This is a genomic window from Bacillus sp. N13C7, from assembly GCF_026790065.1.
Classification (GTDB): domain Bacteria; phylum Bacillota; class Bacilli; order Bacillales; family Bacillaceae; genus Bacillus.
On the sequence record NZ_JALAMO010000001.1, the window covers coordinates 109,036 to 132,262 of the forward strand.

At 44.6% G+C, this 23,227-nt stretch carries 26 protein-coding genes; 6 read left to right on the top strand and 20 right to left on the bottom strand.

Features of this window, described 5'->3' with window-relative positions; translation table 11 throughout:
* Positions 1 to 109: 109 nt before the first annotated feature.
* The 6 genes from MOB98_RS00580 to comN all read right to left on the bottom strand — a co-directional run bounded on the left by MOB98_RS00580 (position 110) and on the right by comN (position 6,653).
* The gene (locus tag MOB98_RS00580) at positions 110 to 622 is read right to left on the bottom strand and encodes an adenine phosphoribosyltransferase (RefSeq protein ID WP_268359700.1); all 513 of its coding nucleotides are present in this window, start codon (positions 620 to 622) and stop codon (positions 110 to 112) included.
* A 5-nt stretch (positions 623 to 627) separates the two neighbouring features.
* Positions 628 to 2,988, bottom strand: coding sequence for a single-stranded-DNA-specific exonuclease RecJ (gene recJ, locus MOB98_RS00585; RefSeq protein WP_268359702.1), 2,361 nt, complete (start codon positions 2,986 to 2,988; stop codon positions 628 to 630).
* A gap of 66 nt (positions 2,989 to 3,054) precedes the next feature.
* Positions 3,055 to 3,378 (bottom strand): LapA family protein, encoded by a 324-nt coding sequence (locus MOB98_RS00590; RefSeq protein WP_268359704.1) that lies wholly within the window; start codon positions 3,376 to 3,378, stop codon positions 3,055 to 3,057.
* Positions 3,379 to 3,452: 74 nt separating this feature from the next.
* The gene (locus tag MOB98_RS00595; RefSeq protein WP_268359707.1) at positions 3,453 to 3,950 is read right to left on the bottom strand and encodes a cation:proton antiporter regulatory subunit; all 498 of its coding nucleotides are present in this window, start codon (positions 3,948 to 3,950) and stop codon (positions 3,453 to 3,455) included.
* A 154-nt stretch (positions 3,951 to 4,104) separates the two neighbouring features.
* Entirely contained in the window at positions 4,105 to 6,318 is a 2,214-nt protein-coding gene (secDF, locus tag MOB98_RS00600; protein ID WP_268359709.1) for a protein translocase subunit SecDF, read from the bottom strand.
* 38 nt (positions 6,319 to 6,356) lie between these two features.
* Positions 6,357 to 6,653 carry a post-transcriptional regulator ComN gene (gene comN, locus MOB98_RS00605; protein ID WP_268359712.1) on the bottom strand — a complete coding sequence of 99 codons (297 nt, stop codon included), beginning with the start codon at positions 6,651 to 6,653 and terminating at the stop codon, positions 6,357 to 6,359.
* A gap of 114 nt (positions 6,654 to 6,767) precedes the next feature.
* Between comN and spoVB the strand changes: the two genes are divergently transcribed.
* A complete protein-coding gene (gene spoVB / locus MOB98_RS00610) occupies positions 6,768 to 8,324 on the top strand; it encodes a stage V sporulation protein B (RefSeq protein WP_268359715.1) in 1,557 nt (518 codons plus the stop codon).
* A 3-nt stretch (positions 8,325 to 8,327) separates the two neighbouring features.
* On the opposite strand, the gene MOB98_RS00615 is transcribed toward spoVB, so the two are convergent.
* On the bottom strand, positions 8,328 to 8,984 hold the full coding sequence (locus MOB98_RS00615; RefSeq protein WP_268359776.1) for a DUF421 domain-containing protein: 657 nt from the start codon (positions 8,982 to 8,984) through the stop codon (positions 8,328 to 8,330).
* Between the two features lie 197 nt (positions 8,985 to 9,181).
* Between MOB98_RS00615 and MOB98_RS00620 the strand changes: the two genes are divergently transcribed.
* Positions 9,182 to 9,571, top strand: a complete 390-nt coding sequence (locus MOB98_RS00620) for a TIGR04086 family membrane protein (RefSeq protein WP_268359717.1) — start codon at positions 9,182 to 9,184, stop codon at positions 9,569 to 9,571.
* Positions 9,572 to 9,623: 52 nt separating this feature from the next.
* Here the strand turns inward: MOB98_RS00620 and yajC are convergent, their stop codons facing one another.
* From yajC to iolG, 9 genes are all read right to left on the bottom strand, one after another.
* Entirely contained in the window at positions 9,624 to 9,890 is a 267-nt protein-coding gene (gene yajC / locus MOB98_RS00625; RefSeq protein WP_004398708.1) for a preprotein translocase subunit YajC, read from the bottom strand.
* A gap of 39 nt (positions 9,891 to 9,929) precedes the next feature.
* Positions 9,930 to 11,075 carry a tRNA guanosine(34) transglycosylase Tgt gene (tgt, locus tag MOB98_RS00630; protein WP_129508044.1) on the bottom strand — a complete coding sequence of 382 codons (1,146 nt, stop codon included), beginning with the start codon at positions 11,073 to 11,075 and terminating at the stop codon, positions 9,930 to 9,932.
* A 27-nt stretch (positions 11,076 to 11,102) separates the two neighbouring features.
* Positions 11,103 to 12,131: a tRNA preQ1(34) S-adenosylmethionine ribosyltransferase-isomerase QueA gene (queA, locus tag MOB98_RS00635; protein WP_268359719.1), complete on the bottom strand. Its 1,029-nt coding sequence runs from the start codon at positions 12,129 to 12,131 to the stop codon at positions 11,103 to 11,105.
* A gap of 28 nt (positions 12,132 to 12,159) precedes the next feature.
* A complete protein-coding gene (locus tag MOB98_RS00640) occupies positions 12,160 to 12,360 on the bottom strand; it encodes a DUF2905 domain-containing protein (RefSeq protein WP_010335134.1) in 201 nt (66 codons plus the stop codon).
* A complete protein-coding gene (gene ruvB / locus MOB98_RS00645; RefSeq protein ID WP_268359721.1) occupies positions 12,353 to 13,357 on the bottom strand; it encodes a Holliday junction branch migration DNA helicase RuvB in 1,005 nt (334 codons plus the stop codon). The genes MOB98_RS00640 and ruvB overlap by 8 nt, the downstream gene beginning before the upstream one ends.
* Positions 13,358 to 13,367: 10 nt before the next feature.
* On the bottom strand, positions 13,368 to 13,973 hold the full coding sequence (gene ruvA / locus MOB98_RS00650) for a Holliday junction branch migration protein RuvA (RefSeq protein WP_268359724.1): 606 nt from the start codon (positions 13,971 to 13,973) through the stop codon (positions 13,368 to 13,370).
* Positions 13,974 to 14,111: 138 nt separating this feature from the next.
* A complete protein-coding gene (gene bofC / locus MOB98_RS00655) occupies positions 14,112 to 14,624 on the bottom strand; it encodes a sporulation cell-cell signaling protein BofC (RefSeq protein ID WP_079288040.1) in 513 nt (170 codons plus the stop codon).
* Between the two features lie 47 nt (positions 14,625 to 14,671).
* Positions 14,672 to 15,979, bottom strand: a complete 1,308-nt coding sequence (locus tag MOB98_RS00660; RefSeq protein WP_268359727.1) for an MFS transporter — start codon at positions 15,977 to 15,979, stop codon at positions 14,672 to 14,674.
* Positions 15,980 to 16,049: 70 nt separating this feature from the next.
* On the bottom strand, positions 16,050 to 17,075 hold the full coding sequence (iolG, locus tag MOB98_RS00665) for an inositol 2-dehydrogenase (RefSeq protein WP_268359728.1): 1,026 nt from the start codon (positions 17,073 to 17,075) through the stop codon (positions 16,050 to 16,052).
* A gap of 236 nt (positions 17,076 to 17,311) precedes the next feature.
* Here iolG and MOB98_RS00670 point away from each other — a divergent pair, with 236 nt between their 5' ends.
* A complete protein-coding gene (locus tag MOB98_RS00670) occupies positions 17,312 to 17,959 on the top strand; it encodes a phosphotransferase (protein ID WP_268359729.1) in 648 nt (215 codons plus the stop codon).
* A gap of 45 nt (positions 17,960 to 18,004) precedes the next feature.
* Here MOB98_RS00670 and MOB98_RS00675 read toward each other — a convergent pair whose 3' ends face one another.
* Entirely contained in the window at positions 18,005 to 18,127 is a 123-nt protein-coding gene (locus MOB98_RS00675; RefSeq protein WP_268359730.1) for a hypothetical protein, read from the bottom strand.
* Between the two features lie 194 nt (positions 18,128 to 18,321).
* Here MOB98_RS00675 and MOB98_RS00680 point away from each other — a divergent pair, with 194 nt between their 5' ends.
* The 3 genes from MOB98_RS00680 (at position 18,322) to MOB98_RS00690 (ending at position 20,407) form a co-directional block, all read left to right on the top strand.
* A complete protein-coding gene (locus MOB98_RS00680; RefSeq protein WP_268359778.1) occupies positions 18,322 to 18,648 on the top strand; it encodes a DUF5412 family protein in 327 nt (108 codons plus the stop codon).
* A 5-nt stretch (positions 18,649 to 18,653) separates the two neighbouring features.
* Positions 18,654 to 18,791: a hypothetical protein gene (locus MOB98_RS00685; protein WP_268359731.1), complete on the top strand. Its 138-nt coding sequence runs from the start codon at positions 18,654 to 18,656 to the stop codon at positions 18,789 to 18,791.
* 161 nt (positions 18,792 to 18,952) lie between these two features.
* On the top strand, positions 18,953 to 20,407 hold the full coding sequence (locus MOB98_RS00690) for an alanine/glycine:cation symporter family protein (RefSeq protein WP_268359733.1): 1,455 nt from the start codon (positions 18,953 to 18,955) through the stop codon (positions 20,405 to 20,407).
* 42 nt (positions 20,408 to 20,449) lie between these two features.
* Here MOB98_RS00690 and MOB98_RS00695 read toward each other — a convergent pair whose 3' ends face one another.
* The 3 genes from MOB98_RS00695 to safA all read right to left on the bottom strand — a co-directional run bounded on the left by MOB98_RS00695 (position 20,450) and on the right by safA (position 23,209).
* A complete protein-coding gene (locus tag MOB98_RS00695; protein ID WP_268359734.1) occupies positions 20,450 to 21,172 on the bottom strand; it encodes a YebC/PmpR family DNA-binding transcriptional regulator in 723 nt (240 codons plus the stop codon).
* A 104-nt stretch (positions 21,173 to 21,276) separates the two neighbouring features.
* Positions 21,277 to 21,879: a YhcN/YlaJ family sporulation lipoprotein gene (locus MOB98_RS00700; protein WP_268359735.1), complete on the bottom strand. Its 603-nt coding sequence runs from the start codon at positions 21,877 to 21,879 to the stop codon at positions 21,277 to 21,279.
* A 148-nt stretch (positions 21,880 to 22,027) separates the two neighbouring features.
* Positions 22,028 to 23,209, bottom strand: coding sequence for a spore coat assembly protein SafA (gene safA / locus MOB98_RS00705; protein WP_268359737.1), 1,182 nt, complete (start codon positions 23,207 to 23,209; stop codon positions 22,028 to 22,030).
* Between the last annotated feature and the right edge of the window lie 18 nt (positions 23,210 to 23,227).

A 23,227-nucleotide genomic window follows, 5' to 3' on the forward strand; every position in this document is an offset into this window, starting at 1 on the left:
AAGATGTAAAGAGCAGAAGTTCAAATCGCCAAATATTATATAAAATAAATGTAAAACAATAGGAAAAAAGCACCCTGACATGGAGTGCTTTTCCGTTATGCGATTATCCTCAGTATTTCATTAATGTTAAAATGTCATAATCATCAAGCTTCTCTCTGCCATCAAGGTAAGAAAGCTCGATTAAGAAAGCGATACCAGCAACAACGCCGCCAAGCTCTTCAACTAGTTTGATTGTGGCTTCAATTGTGCCGCCTGTTGCAAGCAGGTCATCTGTAATAAGCACACGCTGACCTGGTTTAATTGCATCTTTGTGGATCGTTAATACGTCTTTTCCGTATTCCAAGCCGTAGTCCACTTTGATCACTTCACGAGGCAATTTGCCTTCTTTGCGGACCGGCGCAAAACCTACGCCAAGCGCGTAAGCCACCGGACAGCCGATAATAAAGCCGCGCGCTTCAGGGCCGACGACCAAATCAATTTGCTTTTCTTTCGCATATTCAACAATTTGATCTGTGGCATAGCGGTATACATCGCCTTTATCCATCAGTGTCGTAATATCTTTAAATTGCACGCCCTCTTTCGGGTAATCCGGTACAATTGTTACGTATTGTTTTAAATCCATCTGTTTTATGTCCTCCTCGTACTTTCATAAGCCTCTGAATCTTGTTTCATCAGCTTATTCAGCCATTCCTTCAGCTCTTCAGCAGAAGAATAATTCAGCTTTTGGTCCAGTTCCATCAGCTGCTGTTTCTCCTGATATGTTTGTGAGTCTGTTAAGTCGCGTTTCTTTGCTCCGCTTACAACAGACAGCACACCATTCTCTATTTTAACAAAACCGAGATCAAAAAACACCTTTGTCATGAAATTGATTGTTTCAACGGACCAGCCTTTATGTCTTGCAAGCTCTGAACCGTGTTTTTTCACATCAAAAGCGCCTCTTTTCAGCAAGAACGCATAATACCATTTAAAGTGGTCTCTTGCTGGAAAAGTTGATAAAAAGTGGTTCTCATGATTGAGAAAAATAAAATATATCCGCTCAGGCGCCTTGCCTTCCAGCAAATGCGCGAGCATGTCCAACGAAGGCGGCGGATCCAGTAACACAATATATGCACCATCGAGGTTAAATGCCTTCGCTTGATCTTCTGAGCTGATGACGTGCACTTCGCGGCGAAGGTCTTCAGTTTGAAGAAGTGTTGTTGAGTCTTCTTTGAAAGAGACAATGGCCCGCTTAACAGATGGAAGGGCGGAAACTGTGTCTTCCCACATCCGTTTCCCCCTTAAATCAAACAGCTGCCATTCAGAAACAGCAGCATCCTTAATCATAAGCTGCGGTTTTTTTCTATTGTTCCATTCATTGATTGACATCTCACCGACAATTGAAATTCTTGAACCCGGGACGATGCCTTCTTCAAGCTCACCTTTATTAAAACCGACGCAATCAAGCTGAGTTGACTCGTTTCTGACCGTCATTTTGACATGATTTTTATTTGCCCCGATCTTGCGGACATCTTCCAGCACTGCGTTTTCTACGAGCACGTGCGGTTTCGGGTTCAGCATGCCAAAAGGGGACAGCATGTTCATTTCTGTAATGCTTTCAACTGTAATGTCCTCGACGCCGCAGACAAGATCGACTTCCTGTACAGGAATAAAATCCTCTTCCGTAAGCGTATTATCCGCGATTTCATTCAGCCTGTTTCGCAATTCCGGCACATCTTCGGCTTTCAGCGTCATCCCCGCCGCCATTGGATGGCCGCCGAAATGAGGGAGAATATCTCTGCATTCAGAAAGGCTCTCGAATAAATTAAAGCCCCTGATGCTTCGGGCCGAACCTTTAGCGATCCCTTTTTCTTCATCAATGCCAAGCACAATAGCCGGCCGGTAAAAACGATCTACAAGCTTTGAAGCCACAATCCCGACGACTCCTGGATTCCATCCGGCTTTGGCCACGACGATTGCAGCTTGATCCATCCCTTGCTGTTCAACCATTTCAATCGCTTCATCCGTCATTTTGCTGACCATCTTTTGGCGCTCTTTGTTCAGCTGGTCAATCTCAGCGGCGAGCTCTTCCGCTTCAAACGAATCCTCCGACATGAGCAAATGAACAGCGGGATCCGCCTGCTCAATTCTCCCAACGGCATTCAGCCTTGGTGCAAGCTGGAATCCGACTGTTTCTTCATTCGCTTCTCCGATGTCACCGCCTGACAGCTTGATCAGCTCTTTTAAACCCAGCCGATTCGTTCGCCGAAGCCTTTCAAGTCCCAGTGTTGCAATTAATCTGTTTTCGTCATGCAGCGGAACAAGATCGGCAATCGTGCCGATTGCCGCCAGATCAAGCAGTTCATCTGGAAGTTCGCCCAATAAAGCGTGGGCAAGCTTAAACGCCACTCCGACCCCGGCCAGCTCTTTAAACGGGTAAGTGCAGCCCGGCTGCTTCGGGTGGACGATCGCGTGAACATCCGGAAGCTCAGGTCCCGGCTCATGGTGATCCGTAATGATGACATCCAGTCCGAGTTCCTTTGCCACCTTTGCTTCATGCACAGCAGCAATGCCTGTATCAACCGTAATAATCAGAGAGAAGCCCCGTTCTTTAATTGAACGAAACGCCTGTTCATTAGGGCCATATCCTTCTTTAAAGCGGTCAGGTATATAAAAATCAACTTGAGCCGACAGTTTTTGCAGCGTGTGTAGCATCACTGACGTACTGGTAACTCCATCGGCGTCATAATCGCCATATATCATAATCTGTTCTTGTTGTGAAATCGCCTGTTTTATTCGCTCTGCCGCTTCTTTCATGCCCTTCATTTCAAAAGGATCATAAAAATCGGCATCTCTTGTATGTAAAAACAGCCTTGCGCTTTCTGCCGTATCAAAGCCTCTTTTTACAAGCAGGGACGCAACAAGAGGTGTTATATGCAATTGTTCTGTGAGTGATTTGACCTTATCCTGATCTGGTCGCTGGATTTCCCATCGCATTTTTGACGCTAACATAAATTCACCCCTCAACCACCCTATTATACTAGAGCAGGCTGAGGGGTTTCAAATATTATTCGAAAACTAGTCTTTTTTCTCAATCACGGCTGATGCATCCTGTGTGTCGGTCTGATCAGCAAGGTGGGTATCCTCTTGTTTATGTATGGCATTTTTGTTTTCTTTCCGCAGCGTTTTTATTTCCCGCTTTAATTTCATCACCTGAAAAATACCGACAGAAAATACGATCAGCGCTCCCATTAAAACTGAACCCAAAATAACAAGAATGAGCGGCCATTCTGATCTGCCAAACAGGTAATCAACTTCTACGGATCGAACATTAATGACTGCAAAAATAGCAACAATTAAGGTGAAAATAAGTGCGAAAATAATGGTCCATTGTTTATTCATTCTCTTTCCCCCAAACTTTTTATTGAGGTAACTTTCCCTATCAAGGCCGGTTTTAAACACGGCTTAACGCTAAGTTAAGCCTCATTTGCGGTTAATTTTTCCCGGATCAGCCTCTTCAGCCCGTTTCTCTCACCGGAAATCACCAGGGTATCCCCTTCATCAATGACTGTTTCAGATCCCGGATTCAATTGTTTTTTTTGATTCTTTTTAATAATCGCGATGACAGTCACCTGATATTCCTTCCCTGCATCCAAATCACCAATTGTATGGTGAATGGCAGGCGCTCCCGTCTCAGTTTTAAACCATTCTATGATCAAATCATCGAGGGCTGCCTCGACGCTTTCCAATGCTTTCGGTTTATATGCCATTCCGCCGAGAATTGCAGAAATTTGCCTAGCTTCAGCATCGTCAAACTGCACGGAGGCCACGCATTCTTCATGATCGTTTTCGTCAAAATAGTACAGCTCTCTCCGGCCGTCATGATGAATGATAATCGAAATCTTATCGTGGTTTCTTGTGATCATTTCAACTTTTTGCCCTATGCCCGGCAGCTCCGATTCGCGAACCCTCATATATAACCCTCCCACATTCTGAAAACCTGTCACAAACACTTTTAACACCATATATATGTTTAAATGTAAGCGTATGTCATTATAGCAAATGTCTATTTTAAGTTCAATGAAACTTCAAAAAACAGGCTGCCCTCAAAGGACAGCCTGTTATTTTTTATTGCGCCGAATCTTTTTTCAATTCTTTTCCTTTCCATGCAAGCCAAATTTGTGCGGCAATGTATAGAGAGGAATAAACGCCTGTTAACAGCCCGACCAATAAAGCAATTGAGAAGTTTGTAATAGAAGATGCTCCAAAGATCAGCAATGTCACAACAACGATCACGACAGTTAATACAGTGTTAATAGATCGTGTAAAGGTTTGCTGCAGGCTCAGGTTTACAATATGGTTCAGGTCGGCAAATGTTTTCGGCTTACGCTTTTTCATATGCTCGCGGATCCTGTCAAATGTAACGATTGTATCGTTAATGGAATACCCGATAATCGTCAAGACGGCCGCGATGAACGTAACATCTACCTCAAGCCTTGTAATGCTGAAAAACGTGACAATAAAGAAAGCGTCATAAAGCAGTGAAGCTATTGCGGCAATGGCCATTTTGTATTCGAATCGGATTGAAACGTAAATAATGATGCCAATAGAAGCTATAGCAACTGCATACAGCGCATTTCTTGCCAGCTCTTTACCGACTGTCGGTGAAACTGTGCTGACATTTGGCTCAGAACCGTATTTGTCTTTGAAATACGTTTTTACTTTGGCAATGGTTTCTTTATCTGGCACCCCAACAAAACGGGCAACACCGATATTGCTCTTTTCGCCTGACAGAACGACGGTATCAGGGTCCATACCCAGAGATTCAAAATCCTTCTCCACCTGCTCTGTCGTCAGCTTATGGTCGCTTTGCACTTCAATCCGTGCACCGCTCGCAAAGTCAATGCCAAGATTCAGCTTGAACACGAGCAGGATAATAATCCCAGCAATCGTAACCGCACTGGAGAAAATAAAGAAATATTTGCGTTTGCTCGTGAAATCCCATTTTTGGAACGGGGTATGCGGCTCTGTATTTTCGTCCGTATCCTGAATATCCATGATGTGTTTCTTGTTGACGCCGAACCAGCCTTTTTTCCGATCAAGCCATCTGCTTTCCACAAGAAGAGAAAGGAGAAATCTTGATAAGAAAACGGCAGTGATAAAACTTGTCAAAATCGACAGAATCAGCATCGTCGCAAACCCTTTAACAGAGCTTGTCCCAAAGATAAAGAGCACAACCGCTGCAATAATTGTTGTAATATTCGCGTCAAAAATTGTCGCAAATGACCGTCTGTTTCCTGAACGGAAAGCAGAGCGGACCGATTTTCCTAGCTTGAGCTCTTCTTTAATCCGCTCATAGGTGATGATGTTGGCGTCAACAGCCATCCCGACACCTAATATGAGCGCGGCAATTCCAGGAAGTGTAAGTACAGCATTCATCCAGTCAAAAATCTGGAGTGTAATGTATATATAAACTGATAGCGTAATCACCGCAATTAATCCCGGCAGGCGGTAATAGAAAAGCATAAATAAGAAAATGATTGCAATACCGACAATGCCTGCAAACACCGTATCATGAAGCGCCTGCTGGCCGAATTGTGCGCCTACAGATGTTGAATATTTTTCAGTCAGTTTCACAGGAAGCGCGCCGGCGTTTAAAATGCTGGCTAAATCTTTCGCTTCTTGAACCGTAAACTGCCCTTCAATTGTAACGTCAGTTGTGTTTAATTCTTGACTTACATTCGGAGCGGATACATATTTAGGATGCTCTTTTTGAACTTCTTTTTTAAAGGAGTCCCCTTTTTCATAATCCATCCAAATGACAAGCTGGTTATTGGGCGCCATCTTCATGACCTTTTTGGTCACTTCTCCAAATTTATCAGCATCTTTCAGTTTAATGCTGACAATCGGTTCATTTGTTTTGGCATCATATGTTTGTTTAGCCCCGTTTTCGACGAGGTCAGAACCATTCAGCAATTCTTTGTCATTCGTATCCCTGAAAGAAAGCTGAGCTTCAGTCGCCAGAATTTCACGCGCTCTGTTTTGGTTTGTCACCCCAGCGAGCTGCACGCGAATCCGGTTATTTCCTTCAATTTGGATGTTCGGTTCGCTGACACCAAGGACATTGGCCCTGCGGTTCAGCGCCTCTACTGTGCTGACCAGAACGTCTTTTGTGATTTTGTCACCTTTTTTTACGGGCTGTACATCATACAGCACTTCAAATCCGCCTTGCAAATCCAATCCTAACGTAATATTGTTAGCGGCAGGCTTCGTAAAGTAGCCCAAGCCCGTGCCGATCAATAAAACGAAAAGGAAAAACGCAATCAAGCGCCCTTTTTTCATTATGTATATCCTCCCTTAAACCTGTGCGAATCAACCTGCTATCTCAGCAGTTCTTCCAATGCTTCCTGGCCTTCTTCACTTCCCAGCCAATTAGACGATTTAAATGACTCAACGGTTGCATAGTTCATAAATTCGCCAATTTTCACTGATAAAATATCGCTCGTCATTTCATAAATGTGCAGTTCCGTTTTCTTTTTCCACTTCTTATCTGTTAAGTATGACCACAAACTTTCAAGTTCAACATCATCATACCCGAGAATCTTAAACTCTTCCAGTTTGCTGTAAAGAAACGGCCTGACGTGGTCTTTATATAGATCGGCGGGATGCTTCTCCATGAATTCCACGCTCCTTTTTGTTGTTTTTCAAGAAGACTTGTCATGCTTGGACGACATATACGCATATCTTTATTGTATATGATTACAGGTAGTTTGAGAAGGCAGGGGGTAAAAATGGCGAAACAGACGTTTTTAAGGGGCACTCTTATCCTAATCGCAGCAGGAATGGTTACAAGAATGCTCGGGTTTGTCAACCGGGTGGTTATCGCCCGTTTTATCGGTGAAGAAGGAGTCGGGCTTTACATGATGGCGGCGCCTACCTTTTTCTTAGCCACTACATTAACTCAATTCGGTCTGCCGGTCGCGATCAGCAAGCTTGTGGCTGAAGCAAGTGCACGCGGCGATCACCAAAAAACGAAAAATATTTTAGTCATGTCTCTGACGATTACAGGCGTGCTCAGCCTGATTTTTACGCCGCTGTTTCTGTTTTTCGCCCCGGTTATGGCTGAAACAATGCTGACAGATAAGAGAACATTGTATCCGCTCCTGGCCATTACGCCGGTAGTGCCGATTATCGCCATATCAAGTGTGCTGAGGGGATACTTTCAAGGAAAACAGAATATGAACCCGCTTGCCGTGTCTCAAGTCCTTGAACAGGTCGTCCGCATTTCACTGGTCGCTGTGTGCACGACGATTTTTCTCCCTTACGGAATTGAATACGCTGCAGCGGGGGCAATGATCTCCTCAGTCGCAGGGGAATTGGCGTCACTCCTTTATTTATTCATTTGCTTTAAGTATAAAAAGACAATCAAAATCAGAAAGCACTTTTTCCAGTCAATAAAAAACGGAAAACAAACGTTTTCCCAGTTAATGAGCGTATCTCTTCCAACGACCGGGAGCCGCTTTATCGGCAATCTCTCTTGGTTTTTTGAGCCGATTGTCGTCGCCCAAAGCCTTGCTATCGCCGGCGTAGCGACAGTTGCTGCAACAAAGCAATACGGGGAATTGACCGGCTTTGCCATGACACTGCTGACTCTGCCCAGCTTTATTACATATTCTTTGTCGACCGCGCTTGTTCCTGCGATCAGTGAAGGAATGGAGCAGAAAAAATTGCAGGTGGTGGAATATCGCTTAGAACAAGCCATGCGGCTCTGCCTGCTTAGCGGGGGCATTTCAGTTGTCATTCTATTCGTATTTGCGGATGAGCTGATGAGGGTGATGTACGGTTCCTCAGGAGCAGCTGTCTTTATAAAAGTCATGGCACCGTTTTTTCTGCTTTATTATTTCCAAGGCCCTCTTCAGGCTGTGCTGCAGGCGCTTAATTTGGCCGGAGCCGCGATGATGAACAGCTTAATTGGAGCGCTTGTGAAAACAGGCCTTATTTTCGTCCTTGCCACCAGACCGTCTCTCGGGATTATGGGCGCAGCATTAGCCATTGTGACTGGCATGGTGCTCGTCACGCTTTTACACGCCGCAACAGTAAGCAAGGTGCTGCCGATCAGTATCAAAATTAAGGAGTACGCACTCAGTTTCGCTGTTATTGTGATTTCCGGATTCATCAGCTCCGCCATCAAACAATTTGTAAGCTTTGGGGCATCTGAGGCTGTGAATGTCGCTGGATGGGTTGCAATGAGTGCTGCCATCTATATCATCCTTCTGCTCGTTTTCCGTTTAATTAAAAAAGATGAGCTTCGCCGCATTCCTATTATTGGACGTCTGATCATCCGATAAAGATTACGTGCGGTGCCCATCTTTTTCATCAATAAATAACTCTCCGTCAGTAAACGAGCAAAATGAAATAACTGAAGGATTGGTATATCCGTGTTTTCGTAACTTTTCACACAGCCACTTTTTGTCTTTGCCGATTCTGGACAGGTTTTCTGTTTGAATAGAGCCATCTATAATGAGCGGCATTTCGAGCTGCCGATGCTCTCCGCTGTTTTCTTTCTTTACAACAGTCAGTTTGCCTGACGGCTCTAAAATGGCAAATGACACATCGGCTACTCTGTCGATACTATTTTCCCTGAGCTGAACCATTAAATCATCAAAATTATAACGCTGTGACTTCATAGCATCTTCATCAATTTTCCCATATTTGATAATAATGGTTGGCTTACCGTCCACAAGCTGGCGAACTTTTCGGTTTTTTAAAGATAAGTATGCGAATGTCACTTGGATAATCATCAATACAAGCATTGGCAAAATGGTGTGAAATAGATGATCATCTACGTTTTCTATGGCTAAAACGGCAATTTCAGCCATCATGATAAAGACAACGAGGTCTAAAATGCTAAGCTCCCCGATCTCCCGTTTGCCCATAAAACGAAAAATGACCAATATCACAAAATACAATATGATTGTGCGAAACGCAATAGTGAGAAGCTCTTCCATCATTCACCTCCGACTCCTCATAGGATGCAACAAGACGAACAATTTATGTAAGAAAAACCGAACGTATTTCATAAAGCTTTTACGTCTAATTCATGGGATAAGGGAATACATTTTTACAAAGACGAGCCGTCAGCATGTCTGACGGCTTCGTTCAAAAAGAACAGAAGCCTTTTAATACAGGCAGAGAGGAGACATTCATGGAGGAAACGAAACAAGTTGGAAAAGGCATTCTTTACGGCTTAATCGCCATATTCTCAGCCATGCTCCTGACGAGTCTAGCCGTTTCACTATTACTGACCGCAACCTCGCTGGAAGAATCATCATTCAACTGGCTGATCACCGCCATCTCATTTCTTTCTTTATTTATCGGCGGGTTCATTTCAGGCGGGAAAGGGAAGGAAAGAGGCTGGATGATCGGGGCATTGACTGCCTTAAGCTTTTCCCTGATTATTTTATTGTTTCAGTATTTAGGATTCGGAAAGACATTTACAGCAGAACAGCTGCTCTACCATCTGGGGTTTTTAGGGGTATGCATGCTGGGCGGGATTTTCGGCGTGAACATGAGGGGAAACAGGTCTTCCACATAAAAAAGAGCGGGATCACCCGCTCTTTTTTGTTTACTATGTATCGCTCCTGCTGTTATTCAGCAGCAGAAACTTCTCTGATCGCGCGGCGGTCGAACGTAAGACGTGTGTTATCACCAGTCTTAATGACGACTTTGCTTTCGTCGATAGAGTCAACAGTCCCATGCAATCCCCCGATTGTCACTACTGAATCGCCTTTTTTCAGTTCCTCTTGCATTTGGCGTACAGCCTTTTGCTGTTTTTGCTGAGGACGAATCAGCAAGAAGTAAAGGACTGCAAACATTAAAATAATAGGAACCAATGTGCCTAAAGTGCCTGTCATAATTTTCACCCCTTTCTGTAAGCCTGTCATTCATTTTATTTAGAAGCTTTTCGCATTTGGCTTGTTGTAGCCGTAACGCTCAAAGAACTCTTCTCTGAAATCACCCAGACGATCCTCGCGAATAGCCTGTCTTACCTGCTCCATTAAGTGTAACAGAAAATGAAGGTTATGGTAAGTTGTTAATCGAAGGCCAAATGTTTCATTGCAGCGGATCAAGTGTCTGATATACGCGCGAGTGTAATTTTTACATGTATAGCAATCACATTCTTCATCTATCGGACGGAAGTCTCTTTCGAATTTCGCATTTTTCATATTGAGACGGCCTTCAGCTGTAAACACTGTGCCGTTTCTTGCAATCCGGGTAGGCAGCACACAGTCAAACATGTCAACCCCGCGGATCGCTCCGTCGATCAGCGCGTCCGGTGAACCCACTCCCATCAGATATCTCGGTTTATCCTTCGGCAAGAGCGGTGTTGTAAACTCAAGGACACGGTTCATGACATCCTTCGGTTCACCGACAGATAATCCGCCTATAGCATATCCCGGAAAATCAAGGGAAATCAAGTCCTTCGCACTTTGTGTACGCAGATCTTCATATTCTCCGCCTTGTACAATGCCAAACAGCCCTTGTTCATCCTGGCGGCTGTGGGCATTCAGACAGCGTTCCGCCCAGCGGCTCGTCCGCTCAACAGATCGCTTCATATAATCGTACTCCGCCGGATATGGCGGGCATTCGTCAAACGCCATCATAATATCAGAGCCGAGTGCGTTTTGGATTTCCATCGCTTTTTCCGGAGATAAAAACAGCTTGTCTCCATTTAAATGATTGCGGAAATGAACGCCCTCTTCCTCTATATTACGAAACTTGCTTAAAGAAAAGACCTGAAAACCGCCTGAATCTGTTAAAATTGCGCGATCCCAATTCATAAATTTGTGGAGCCCGCCCGCTTCTTTGACAATATCGTGGCCCGGGCGGAGCCAAAGGTGATAAGTGTTGCTTAAAATGATGCCTGCATCCATTGCTTTCAGCTCTTCAGGCGCCATTGTTTTAACTGTCGCCAATGTGCCGACCGGCATAAAAACCGGCGTTTCAAAGGAGCCGTGAGGCGTGTGCACTTTGCCCAGCCGCGCCCCTGTTTGTTTACATTCTTTTATAAATTCATAGCGTATCGGTTGTTCAGCCACTTTTCATGAGGCCTCCTGTTCTCAAAATTATATAATCAGCATCGCGTCTCCAAAGCTGAAGAAACGGTATTCCTCTTCCACCGCATGGTTATAAGCGCGCAGAACGTTTTCTCTTCCCGCAAGCGCACTGACCAGCATAATCAATGACGATTTCGGCAAATGGAAGTTTGTAATCATTCCGTCAATGGCTTTGAATTCATAGCCCGGATAAATAAAAATAGATGTCCAGCCGCTTGATGCTTTAAATTGCCCATCATGTTCCCCGGCAATCGTTTCAAGCGTGCGTGTCGATGTCGTGCCGACAGAAATAATCCGGCCGCCATTTTCCCTTACTTTGTTTAAGGCTGCAGCCGTTTCTTCTGACATTTGATAAAACTCTGCATGCATATTGTGCTCTTCCACTTTATCGGAACTCACAGGGCGAAACGTTCCAAGACCTACATGCAGTGTGATGAACTCAATTTGCACGCCTTTGTCTTTCAATTGCTGTAAGATTTCTTCCGTGAAGTGAAGGCCTGCTGTAGGCGCAGCGGCAGAGCCAATTTCTTTAGAATACACGGTCTGGTAGCGCTCTCTGTCATCAAGCTGTTCTTTTATATATGGCGGGAGCGGCATTTCTCCAAGGGATTCCAGCACCTCGTAGAAAATACCGTCATATTGAAATTCCATTTTTCTGCCGCCGTGCTCAAGCTCTTCCGTGCAAATGGCCTTCAATCTTCCGTCTCCAAATGTAACAACGGTTCCTTTTTTCACCCGTTTCGCCGGTTTGGCAAGTGTTTCCCACTTGTCACCGGCTTCCTGTTTCAGCAAAAGAAGTTCCACTTTCGCGCCGGTATCCTCTTTTGTCCCGAATAACCGGGCAGGCAGCACACGGGTATTGTTCAGCACAAGACAATCTCCTTCTTTAAAGAAACTGATAATGTTTTTAAACGAGCTGTCAGTCAGCTCTCCTGTTTGTTTATCAAGCACCATCAGCCTTGAAGCATCACGCTGCTCCAACGGCACTTGTGCAATTAAACGTTCCGGTAGTTCAAAATCAAATAAATCGACTTTCATGATATTTCACCTTTATTCTAGTCTTTTGTTATTTCATTCTGCCGAAAAGATTAAGCAAAATTGATAATACCACACTTATGATGATACAAGTGACAACCGGGAAAAAAAACGTGACATTTCCTTTTTTCACAAAAATATCTCCCGGCATCTTGCCGACAAAATGCAAAATTGCTCCGATGATAAGCAAAACAGCGCCAAGAATCATAATGATCTTAGGGAATTCAGTCATATCGGGGAGCCTCCATTTGGAAATGATGATAAACGGCCGGTGTCACGATCCTTCCACGCGGCGTTCTTTGGATAAATCCAATTTGCAGAAGATACGGTTCGTATACGTCTTCAATCGTATGCGGTTCTTCGCCGATCGTGGCTGAAATGGTATCAAGACCCACCGGGCCGCCGTTAAACTTTTCGATCATGCCCATCAGCAGCTTGTGATCAATATGATCCAAACCAAGCCGGTCAACCTGAAGCCGCTCCAGCGCATCCTGAGAAATCTCTTCCGTTATCCGGCTGTCACCCAGCACCTGGGCAAAATCACGGACCCTTCTCAGCAGGCGATTCGCTACGCGCGGCGTACCTCTAGACCTCCTTGCGATTTCAAGAGCTGACGGTTTATCAATCTCAACCTCAAATACGTCTGCAGTTCTTGTGACAATATCCGCCAGCTCTGCTTGTGTATAGTACTCAAGGCGCGACATTACGCCGAATCGATCTCTTAACGGCGCCGTCAAAAGCCCTACCCTTGTCGTCGCTCCTACCAGCGTAAAAGGCGGCAGGTCGAGACGGACAGAGCGGGCAGAAGGGCCTTTGCCAATTACGATATCGAGACAAAAGTCTTCCATCGCAGGATAAAGCACCTCTTCAATTGATCTGTGCAGCCTATGTATTTCATCAATAAATAATACATCTCCCGGCTCCAGCGCTGTTAATATGGCAGCCAAATCACCGGGTCTTTCAATCGCAGGTCCTGATGTCGTCCGCAATTCCACTCCCATTTCATTGGCAACAATGGAAGCAAGCGTCGTTTTCCCGAGTCCTGGCGGCCCGTACAGAAGAACATGATCCAGCGTTTCCTGTCTCATTTTTGCCGCATCTATAAATACGCGCAAATTTTCTTTCACCTTATGCTGCCCAATATACTGCGCCAGATTTTGCGGCCTCAGGCTTTGCTCTATCACTGATTCATGGTTGTCTGCTTCACTTGAGACGAGCCGTTCATCCATGAACATCACCTTACTTCAATAGTTTTTGTAATGCTTTTTTCACATATTGGTCTGTTGTCAGCCCAATATCTTCTTTTAAGTGAGGAAGCACCTTTTTGATTTCTTTTTCAGCATATCCGAGAACCCTGAGGGCCTCAAGCGCTTCTTCGAGAGCCGTTTCTGCTGTTTGCTTATCAAGCCTTTCTTCATGATTAAACAGATTTTCAATCATTTCAGGCACAACGTCTGCGAGCTTTCCTTTCAAATCAAGAATAATCTGGCGCGCGGTTTTCTTGCCTACACCAGGAAACTTGACCAAAAAGGCCTCATCCTCATTTTCAATTGCTTGGATAACCGCTCCCGGATCACCTGAGCCCAAGATGGCGAGTGCACCTTTAGGACCGATTCCGGTCACGTTTAAGAGCTTTGTAAAGAGCGCTTTCTCCTCCCTTGTTGAAAAACCGTAGAGCGAAAAAGCGTCCTCTCTGATATGATGGTACGTAAAAATTGTTTCTTGACTTCTCTCCTTATATATAAACGGATTCGGCGTGAATATCTGATAGCCAATGCCGCCGTTCTCTATCACAATATATTGGGGAGATACATAATCAATCGTCCCTTTAACAAATTCGATCACGCAAATTCACCTCTTTGACTGTTCTTCATTGTACCATAAAAACAGCCAAAGTCTTATAGAAAAGTTAACATACGTTCGCTTCTCTCTCATTCTTCCACGAAAAAAAAGACATGAATACATGTCTTCTATCAGCGGACATCACCCGCTGTATGTCTTTATATGTTCTATGACGTCCTCAAACTCCGCTTTTGTCCGAAATGGAATGCCTTTCAGCAGATTTTTTTGCATATGGCTCTCAAGCCTTTCTAAATCAATTTGGAAAAAAGACTGAATCGGTTCCGAAGCTGACTCAGGGCGTCCATGAAAAGTGGAAATCACTCCATTATCCGATACACCGATATACCCGTTCACCTTGCTGAGCGGAGAAATATCGTCCATTTGCTTCCGGAAGAGTACATACCCCTTTTTTTGTTCAACTAGCGTCCAGCCGGCATAAGCTGCCCAAAAGTCATCCATAGAAAGCACTTTTTCACGCTTATGCTCAATGCTGACATCGCCGTCCAAATACACTTTTTCAAGCTGCACATGCACCTGCAGCGGTTCATAGTGCTCCACTTCCGCCCCAAGTGCGCGGGGAGGAGCACCAATCAGAAATGCTGCGGCTGAGCAAAGAATGCCCAGCAATAGATACGCCGTGCTGAATCGTTTCACCCTCTACACCTCTTTGCACACGTTTATGACTAGTTTGACCAAAGAGTCTACTGCTTAACCGTTTTCTCGAAATTTGTTTGCACGTTTTCCCTGACCAGCCGTTCTTCCGTATATACATCAGCGCTTTGCTCAGGAATCGTCAAAAATTGTGTCAGAAAAGCACTGAAAAAATATAATGCCGCAAAGATCCAAATGACGCCGCCAGAGCCAAGCGGTCCAATGAAAAGACTGACAATGCCCGGTGCAATAAACGCACATAAACCAGACCCCAAGTTCAGCACTGACATGGCAGCACCCTTATTATCAGGTGCAAGTGTCGGCAAAAGTGCGCTTAATGGCACGTAGCCGGCCAATGCCGCACCGTAGCAGCAGGCGATAATCATCAGCACCCAATACTGATGCCCGATTAATTGAGGCGTGTAATAAAGCGCCAGCGTAAAAATGCCGCACCCCACACCGCCAAACCACATCACGGTATTCCGCCAGCCCAGTTTATCTCCGACTGCACCGAAAATGATATTAAACAGAATATTAACAAAAAACAGCGTCCCCCATATTTGCAGCCATTCTGAAACAGAATATCCGTAACGCGCTAAATAAGTCGGAAGAAAGATGGCAAATCCAAATTGTCCTATGGCATTAATTGTTTTGACCACTCCGCCGATGCCAACTTTAGGGTTTTCAAACATTATTGTAAAAGCCTTCGACAGCTCTTTCCATTTCGGCTGATCTTGTTTTTGCACAGGTGTAAATTTATCTTTGTTAAAAAATAGGGCGAGACATCCACCTGCCGCTACAAACAGTAAAGCGCTCCAAAGCGTATTGATTTCCCCAAATGCCGGAACCGCATAGCTTGAATAGAACGGGCCGAGCACATTAAGACCGCACGTAAACATAAACCAAAACCAGCCGACGGCTTTTCCTAGAATCTTTTGAGAGGTGCTGTATGACACCCATACAAGAAAAGAGTATGCAAACAGCGGATATCCCAAGCCTCTAAGCGCATAGCTTCCTAAGAGAGCCGGATAATACATATGAGGAATCGCCCAGCCGATAAAAGCGGCCGAACCGAGGATAAATGCAAGCAAGCCGACAGTCATTGTTTTTCTTGGCCCCCAAGTTTGGACAAACGTGCCTGAAAGCCAAGCCGAGATGGTGACAGCAATGCCGTACATAGTAAATAACGATGCGGATTGCTGCATACTGAGACCATGATCAACGAGAAAAGGAGACAGCCAGCCTTGTTCGAGGCCGTCTCCAACCATAAAGATGACAACGCCAATGTAACCCCAAACCATGTGAGAAGGAATTCCGATTTTGTTCAAAACATTTCCTTTAGCATGTGCTGTATTCATTTTCTCCACCGCCTACTTAAAGTATCAATGGAGTATATACCCAAGCTTGCTGAAATGTAATCCTGCTTGATTAAAAAACAATTTTTTCAGTATGCTCAATACTGACAGGCATGCCAATGGCGAGCGATTGCTGAGCCGCTCTGGCAATCCGTTCCGCCTGAAAGCCGTCATTGCCGGTGCAGGCTGTCTCCTGATTTGTGTCAATCGCTTCCGCAAACCGAAGAATCTCTTCCTCATATGCATCCTTATAGCGTTCAAGGAAAAAGAAATGCGGCTTATCCTTCATCACAAAGTCAGCGGTTGACACTTCGACCGTCGTCGGCCTGCTATTGTCCGCCGCTGCCGAGCCTTTCGTCCCGAAGATCTCAACTCGCTGGTCATATCCGTACACAGCTTGGCGGCTGTTGTCAATCACAGCCATGGCACCGTTTTCAAAAGTCAGTGTAATGACAGCCGTGTCAATATCCCCCAGCTCTGCAAAGGAAGGATTCACCAAAGCCGCCCCCTTTGCATACACCTCCGTCACTTCGCTTCCCATAATATATCTGGCCATATCAAAATCATGGATCGACATATCCATAAACAAGCCGCCTGAAGTACGGACATACTCTATATTCGGGAGTTCTGGGTCCCTAGAAGTAATTTTTAATAAATGGGGCGTACCAATTTCATCATTTTCAACAATCGTTTTGATCTTCTTAAAATGAGGGTCAAAACGGCGGTTAAAACCGACTTGAAGTGCAACCCCGTGTTTTCGGACTGCTGCAAGCGCTTCTTTTGTTTCATCTAGAGAAAAACTGATAGGCTTTTCACAAAAAATGTGTTTTTTCGCCTCGGCCGCTTCTCTGATCATCTGCGTATGTACAGCTGTCGGGGAGCAAATAAAAACAGCGTCAATATCAGGGTCATGCAATAAATCACGATAGTCAGAGGTTATGTATTCAATCTGATGACTGTCAGCCCAGTTTTTTATACGATTTGCCTGAATATCAGAGACCGCCTTTATTTTCATATGAGGAATCCGGCTTATATTTTGAACATGAAGTTTCCCGATGCGCCCTGCGCCGATAATCCCTGTCACAATCTGTTTGGTCATAGCTTGTTCCCCCTTGGATATTCACGAAAGCGCTTTATTTAAAATTAATACTATCCCATTTGTAAGCGCTTTTCAAGAAGGGAAATGACCGCTTTATATCTCTTTAATCACAATCAAGGCTTATAGGTAGCCTTCTTCTTCAAGACCAGATACACTAGATATAGGCTCTTTTTCCTGAACAGTTTATGATTTTCCTATAAACAACTGCATAAAATAGAGCAAAGAAGGTGAATGAAATGCTGACAAAAGCAGAGGCACTGGCCCATTCAGTCATATACCGCAAGAACAGCAGATTTGATAAAGTGAAAGAAAAACCCGAGGAATTAACCCTCATCGGCAAGGGAAGAAGCGCCTATGTGTTTGCCTTAACAGAAGGCAATCGAAAAATGGCGCTGAAAGTATTTTTTCCGGAATATCAAGCGACAGCCGTCAAAGAAGCCGCGATTTATGAAAAATTAGCCGGGTCCGCATTCTACCCTGACATTTATGAAACTGGTGATTCATTTATTCTCATGGAATATATTAAAGGTGAAACCTTTTATAACTGTCTGAAAAAAGGCATTGCGATCAGTGATGACATGATTCAGCAAGTTGAAGACGCACTCGCTGACGCACGGGCAGCCGGTCTGAACCCGTCAGACATTCATTTGCGGAATCTGATTCTGACAGAAACCGGAGCAGTGCGGGTAATTGATGTTGCGAGGTTTGAACAGACAAAAACCTGCACTCAGTGGGACGACTTAAAATCAGCGTATCATGCACTCTATAAAAAACCGATATTCCCCAAAAAGATTCCGGGTTTTTGGCTTGAGATTATTGCATTTTTATATAAGAAAGATTGGTTTCAAAAGCATTTCGCGCAACGGAAGAGAAAGTATTCTTAATTCAAAAAGGCAGCCGCTCAAGCGGCTGCCTTTTTCTAGTTATATTTACTTTCTGACAGCAGAAATCAGTTTCATTTGTTCAGGTGACAGCTTAATTCGATAGCCTCTCACAGTTAAGTAAACCGCTTCTGAGCCCTTCTCGCCGGAATCACAATATGTTTTCTCCATTTCTGTTCCCCCACCCTTTATCTGTTTGATTTCATCATACCAGCAGTTTATTGAGGGAATTTTAAGGAAATGTAAAGATAGCATAAACCCGTTATATGGTAAAATGAAAAAAAGGAGGGAGTTACATCAATACACGCAGCAACATCGCGCTTATCATGTTTCTTCTAATATTCTTTTGCGGCGCCGTCTATTGGATGCTATTTTCACTGAAAAACGTTCCAAAAGGCAGTCTTGTCCAATCGGTTGAATCACCGGACGGCAATTATACGTTAAACACGTATGTATCCCAAAATACCTTAAGCTTAGATGCAGCCAGAGGAGAACTGGTGAATGAAAAAACACTTGTTAAAAAAACAATTTACTGGAATTATCCGGACAGCAGCCCAGCTGTTAAATGGATGAATCACAATACAGTGAAAATCGGCAATCAGACCCTACATCTTGATACTGATGAAACGTATGATTGGCGAAGGGATGATCATTGGATCCGTGAAGAACCGCCGCAGGCGTCAAAAAGGTGATAAACATGAATGAGCTAAATAAAACAAATGAAAAACGATTTCAACACTTCCTGATTGTTTTTCCTTTTATATACGGATTAACAGAGCTCGGCTATTTGTTGCTAAAGGATTTTATCACACTTGCTATCAATTTGCCTCTGTAAGAAAAACGCGGCGTCATCAATATGCCGTGTTTTCTTTTTTTCTTCCTCTTCTCATTGAATATTACCAGTCATATAATGTGACAAATCGATTGTAGAAATAGTTCGATTAGACCAAAATCCTTTTTATACATGTATTCCAAATGAAGTGAGGGGGAAGGTTGATGGCAGATTTTGTGGCTAGTTTGAATGCGGTCTTATGGAGTACGCCCGTTATTTATATTTTATTGGGAATTGGATTTGTCTTTTCTATCATGACCCGTTTTTTGCAAGTCAGGCATTTGAAAGAAATGGTTGTGCTGATGTTCCAGGGAAAGAGCTCTGAAGCCGGTGTTTCTTCCTTTCAAGCATTATCGATTGCGCTGTCCGGCCGAGTGGGAACAGGAAACATTGCGGGTGTGGCGACAGCGATTGCCTTCGGCGGGCCTGGTGCTGTGTTCTGGATGTGGGCGATTGCCTTTATCGGCGCAGCGAGCGCCTTTGTTGAATCAACTCTTGCTCAAATTTACAAGGTGAAACAAAGCGGCCAATACAGAGGAGGCCCCGCTTATTATATAGAAAAAGGCTTAGGCATTAAATGGTTTGCCGTCTTATTTGCAGCTGCTGCCCTTATTGCAATGGCCCTTCTCATGCCGGGCGTTCAGTCGAACTCCATAGCGGCCGGCGTCCAAAATGCATTCGGCATCTCTCCTGCCATCACAGGCTGTGTTCTCGTTTTATTATTAGGGTTTATTATTTTTGGCGGCGTTAAACGAATTGCCAATGCCGCTCAAATGATTGTTCCATTTATGGCTATTGGATATATCCTGCTGTCTTTGATCATTATTGTCATGAATATTACTGAACTGCCTTCTGTCATCTCATTGATTTTCAAAAGCGCTTTTGCTTTGGATTCCGCTTTTGGCGGCCTGATCGGCATGGCGATTTCCTGGGGTGTTAAACGAGGCATTTACTCAAACGAAGCCGGCCAGGGAACAGGCCCGCATCCAGCGGCCGCTGCAGAAGTTTCCCACCCGGTCAAGCAGGGGCTGGTTCAGGCATTTTCGGTTTACATCGACACCTTATTTGTATGTTCCGCAACAGCATTCATGATCTTGTTTACTGGTATGTATAATACTCAGGCTGCAGATGGTTCCTTTATTGTGCAACATCTTAAAGGCGTAGAGGCGGGGCCTGGCTTTACTCAAGCGGCTATTGACAGCGTGCTTCCCGGATTCGGTGCAGGCTTTGTCGCCATCGCTTTATTCTTCTTCGCATTTACAACAATTATGGCGTATTACTACATCGCGGAGACAAATATCGCCTATTTAGCCCGAGGCAGAGAAAGCAAATGGGCAATGCTTGGCTTAAAACTGATTATTTTAGCCGCGACATTCTATGGAACAGTGAAAACTGCTTCACTGGCTTGGGCATTAGGCGATGCAGGGCTTGGCATAATGGTCTGGCTGAACGTCATTGCCATTGTACTGCTTGCCAAACCGGCGCTTCTCGCTTTACAGGATTATGAACGCCAAAAGAAGCAGGGGGTAGATCCTGTCTTTGATCCGAAGGCACTGGGCATCAAAAATGCGGATTTCTGGGAGAAAGAATACACACAAGAAAATGAGCGTGTTTCTTAAACATGAAAAAAACCGGCCCGATATCACATCGGCCGGTTTTTTTTATAAGCGGTAATTGGTATACACTTCTTGAACGTCATCGTCATCTTCAAGGATGCCAACCAGCTTTTCCAGCTTCTCAACAGCCTGTTCATCGGCATCTGCATAGGTTTTCGGAAGCATGGTCACTTCCGCTGAAGAAATTGGATATTTCGATTCAAGAGCTGTTTTTACCTCTTCAAAACGCTCGGGCTCTGTTAATACCTCATATTGGTCTTCTTCTGTCTGCAGCTCTTCTCCCCCAGCTTCCAGCACATCAAGCATGAGCTCATCTTCTTCTATTTGCTGCTCTGTCCGGTCGATTGCAATGTATCCCTTCCGTTCAAATAAATAGGCTACACATCCGCTTTCTCCCAGACTTCCGCCATTTTTATTAAATGCTGTCCGCACGTTTGATGCCGTTCGGTTTTTGTTATCTGTTACACATTCAACCATGACGGCGATCCCTGATGGGCCGTAACCTTCATAGGTGATTTCCTCATAGCTGCCTCCGTCCTGGCTCCCCGCTGCTTTTTTAATGGCACGGTCTATATTTTCATTTGGCATATTGGCGCCTTTTGCTTTTTCAATGACAAGACGCAATGCTGAATTTGCTTCCGGATCAGCTCCGCCTTCTTTTGCTGCCACATAGATTTCTTTCGCAAGCTTCATAAATATATTCCCGCGCTTTGCATCCTGCGCATTTTTTCTTTTTTGTATGTTTTTCCATTTGGAATGGCCTGCCATATGTTCACCTTCTTTTTACGATTTTCTATGTACACTTTAATGGGTATTGTTTGTTGTTGCAAAGAAAAAGGCTGCCGAATAGAACTTCCGGCAGCCTTTCAGTCCTAGCGCTTGTTCATTTTATGCAGTTTCGTGAACAGTCCTTTATCTGTGGACACTTGGACGTCACGGCCATCCGCATAGTTGCGTGCTGCTTTTGCAACATTTTCCCTGTCAGACTGAGTGAATTCTCTATGACTTCTGACTGCAACGACGACTCGGTCATCTGTTACCATCACTTGTGTGTCGTTGACATTTTTCACTTGTTTCACACGATTGGCAATTTTGGCAGCCAGTCTTCTGTTTTCTTGGTTGTCGTATCCGTTGTTCGTCGCGTTTCGATTCATGTTTCTGTTATTCGTGTTGTTATATGTTCCGTCAGTTGCCAAAGGAACACGGTCATCAGCAGTAACACGGTCACGGCGGTCATTTACATTCGTGGTGTTTCCGTTGCCGCCGTTCTGGTCCTCCATTAATTCAGTAACAGGACCATCATTGTCAACAATTCCTTCTCCCTGTCTGTCAGCGTCATTTTCATTTGTATAATATCCGATTGGACGGGTATTGCCGTTATTGCGCGTATCATTCATAGCATTATCGTTTGCTCCGCATGCTGTTAAGCCGGCTGTCATTAGAATCAAGCTCGCGATCGTCATTTTTTTACCCAATGGAAAAGCCCCCCGTGGACGAATTTGAGCATGTTTGCTCTTTTTTATCATGTGCGCCTGAGGGGCATGTTAAGCGTGTCAGTTCTGTCCATTTGACAGTGATCTGCTTGAAAACAAAAAAAGGAACGATTTACATCGTTCCGAACAATCACTCATTTTCTTCTTCCGGCCGGCCAAACATTTGGTTTACAGATGGCTGATTCGTCATCGGCATAGAAACACCGGCGCCATATGGATTTTGATTAGGATTAGGATTTGGGTTTGGGTTAGCTGCGCCATAAGGCAAATTAGGGCTTCCATAAGCACCTAATCCCGAATATCCAGGTGCGGAGAAATATGGCTGATGATCATCGTCACAGCCGCAGTCGTCATGATCTTTGTACGGCATGAATCCTGGAGCTGCACCCGGCTGGTATGCTCCCATCACTTGAGGTGCACCGTAATGAGGGCCGTACGGCATATGTCCATACGGAGATCCATAAGCCGGAGATGCGAATTGAGGCGCCCCGAATGAACCGTAATGTCCATGATGGCTGTTTTCATGATGCTGGTTTTCATATTCACCCGGATGATACTGAGGCGATACAAAACCTGGCTGATATCCATGAGTCTGATACATTGGATAAGGCTGTGCCGGGAAGAACGGGTAGCATAATCCTGATCCCGGAAGAATCGGTGAAACAGGAACCGGACACGGCACAAAATGAGCAGGATAATGAAAATGGGGCTGAACAGCCGGCATATTTGGAACTGTGTGATGAACGTTTTCTTCTTCCATACCGCCTACCTCTGGCGCCTTTGGCATATTAGGCATATTCGGATAATTTGCATTTTCCATATTACTCATAGCCTCCTGTTGTGGAAATTGATCTTGCATGTGATGCAGATGATCTACATTTCCGTCATGATGTTTTTTCGGCTCCTCCGGTTTAGGAGGCGACCAAGGCTGGAAAAGCTGTTTCATATCATAATAATCGTTCACATCAGCTTCAGGATACACATTTTCCTGTAAATTAGGCATCGGCGGGACATATGGCACAGACTTTTTTTCTTTCGGCTTTGTGTCTTCTACGTCAACAACGGATTTAGGCTTTTCTTTCGCATACGGATGGTCTTGCTTCACACTCCCGCCCGCCGCCGGACTTTTGCCTGCTTTTGTCTCTTTTCTGACCAAGACCCCTTCAGACGGCACTTTTATTTTCATTCCAGGCATAATTAAGTCTGGATTGCTGAGCTGCGTATTGAGTTTTTTCACTTCCTCAACATCAACTCCGTACTTTTCAGCTATTTTCCAGAGCGAATCGCCTTTTTGAACGATATGGATTTTCAACGTTTTCCCCTCCTATGC

What these genes read in the sequence shown, in the direction of transcription:
- MOB98_RS00580 (WP_268359700.1), bottom strand. Translation starts at nt 622, where the DNA reads ATGGATTTAAAACAATACGTAACAATTGTACCGGATTACCCGAAAGAG.
- recJ (WP_268359702.1), bottom strand. Translation starts at nt 2,988, where the DNA reads ATGTTAGCGTCAAAAATGCGATGGGAAATCCAGCGACCAGATCAGGAT.
- MOB98_RS00590 (WP_268359704.1), bottom strand. Translation starts at nt 3,378, where the DNA reads ATGAATAAACAATGGACCATTATTTTCGCACTTATTTTCACCTTAATT.
- MOB98_RS00595 (WP_268359707.1), bottom strand. Translation starts at nt 3,950, where the DNA reads ATGAGGGTTCGCGAATCGGAGCTGCCGGGCATAGGGCAAAAAGTTGAA.
- secDF (WP_268359709.1), bottom strand. Translation starts at nt 6,318, where the DNA reads ATGAAAAAAGGGCGCTTGATTGCGTTTTTCCTTTTCGTTTTATTGATC.
- comN (WP_268359712.1), bottom strand. Translation starts at nt 6,653, where the DNA reads ATGGAGAAGCATCCCGCCGATCTATATAAAGACCACGTCAGGCCGTTT.
- spoVB (WP_268359715.1), top strand. Translation starts at nt 6,768, where the DNA reads ATGGCGAAACAGACGTTTTTAAGGGGCACTCTTATCCTAATCGCAGCA.
- MOB98_RS00615 (WP_268359776.1), bottom strand. Translation starts at nt 8,984, where the DNA reads ATGGAAGAGCTTCTCACTATTGCGTTTCGCACAATCATATTGTATTTT.
- MOB98_RS00620 (WP_268359717.1), top strand. Translation starts at nt 9,182, where the DNA reads ATGGAGGAAACGAAACAAGTTGGAAAAGGCATTCTTTACGGCTTAATC.
- yajC (WP_004398708.1), bottom strand. Translation starts at nt 9,890, where the DNA reads ATGACAGGCACTTTAGGCACATTGGTTCCTATTATTTTAATGTTTGCA.
- queA (WP_268359719.1), bottom strand. Translation starts at nt 12,131, where the DNA reads ATGAAAGTCGATTTATTTGATTTTGAACTACCGGAACGTTTAATTGCA.
- MOB98_RS00640 (WP_010335134.1), bottom strand. Translation starts at nt 12,360, where the DNA reads ATGACTGAATTCCCTAAGATCATTATGATTCTTGGCGCTGTTTTGCTT.
- ruvB (WP_268359721.1), bottom strand. Translation starts at nt 13,357, where the DNA reads ATGGATGAACGGCTCGTCTCAAGTGAAGCAGACAACCATGAATCAGTG.
- MOB98_RS00660 (WP_268359727.1), bottom strand. Translation starts at nt 15,979, where the DNA reads ATGAATACAGCACATGCTAAAGGAAATGTTTTGAACAAAATCGGAATT.
- iolG (WP_268359728.1), bottom strand. Translation starts at nt 17,075, where the DNA reads ATGACCAAACAGATTGTGACAGGGATTATCGGCGCAGGGCGCATCGGG.
- MOB98_RS00670 (WP_268359729.1), top strand. Translation starts at nt 17,312, where the DNA reads ATGCTGACAAAAGCAGAGGCACTGGCCCATTCAGTCATATACCGCAAG.
- MOB98_RS00675 (WP_268359730.1), bottom strand. Translation starts at nt 18,127, where the DNA reads ATGGAGAAAACATATTGTGATTCCGGCGAGAAGGGCTCAGAAGCGGTT.
- MOB98_RS00680 (WP_268359778.1), top strand. Translation starts at nt 18,322, where the DNA reads ATGCTATTTTCACTGAAAAACGTTCCAAAAGGCAGTCTTGTCCAATCG.
- MOB98_RS00685 (WP_268359731.1), top strand. Translation starts at nt 18,654, where the DNA reads ATGAATGAGCTAAATAAAACAAATGAAAAACGATTTCAACACTTCCTG.
- MOB98_RS00690 (WP_268359733.1), top strand. Translation starts at nt 18,953, where the DNA reads ATGGCAGATTTTGTGGCTAGTTTGAATGCGGTCTTATGGAGTACGCCC.
- MOB98_RS00695 (WP_268359734.1), bottom strand. Translation starts at nt 21,172, where the DNA reads ATGGCAGGCCATTCCAAATGGAAAAACATACAAAAAAGAAAAAATGCG.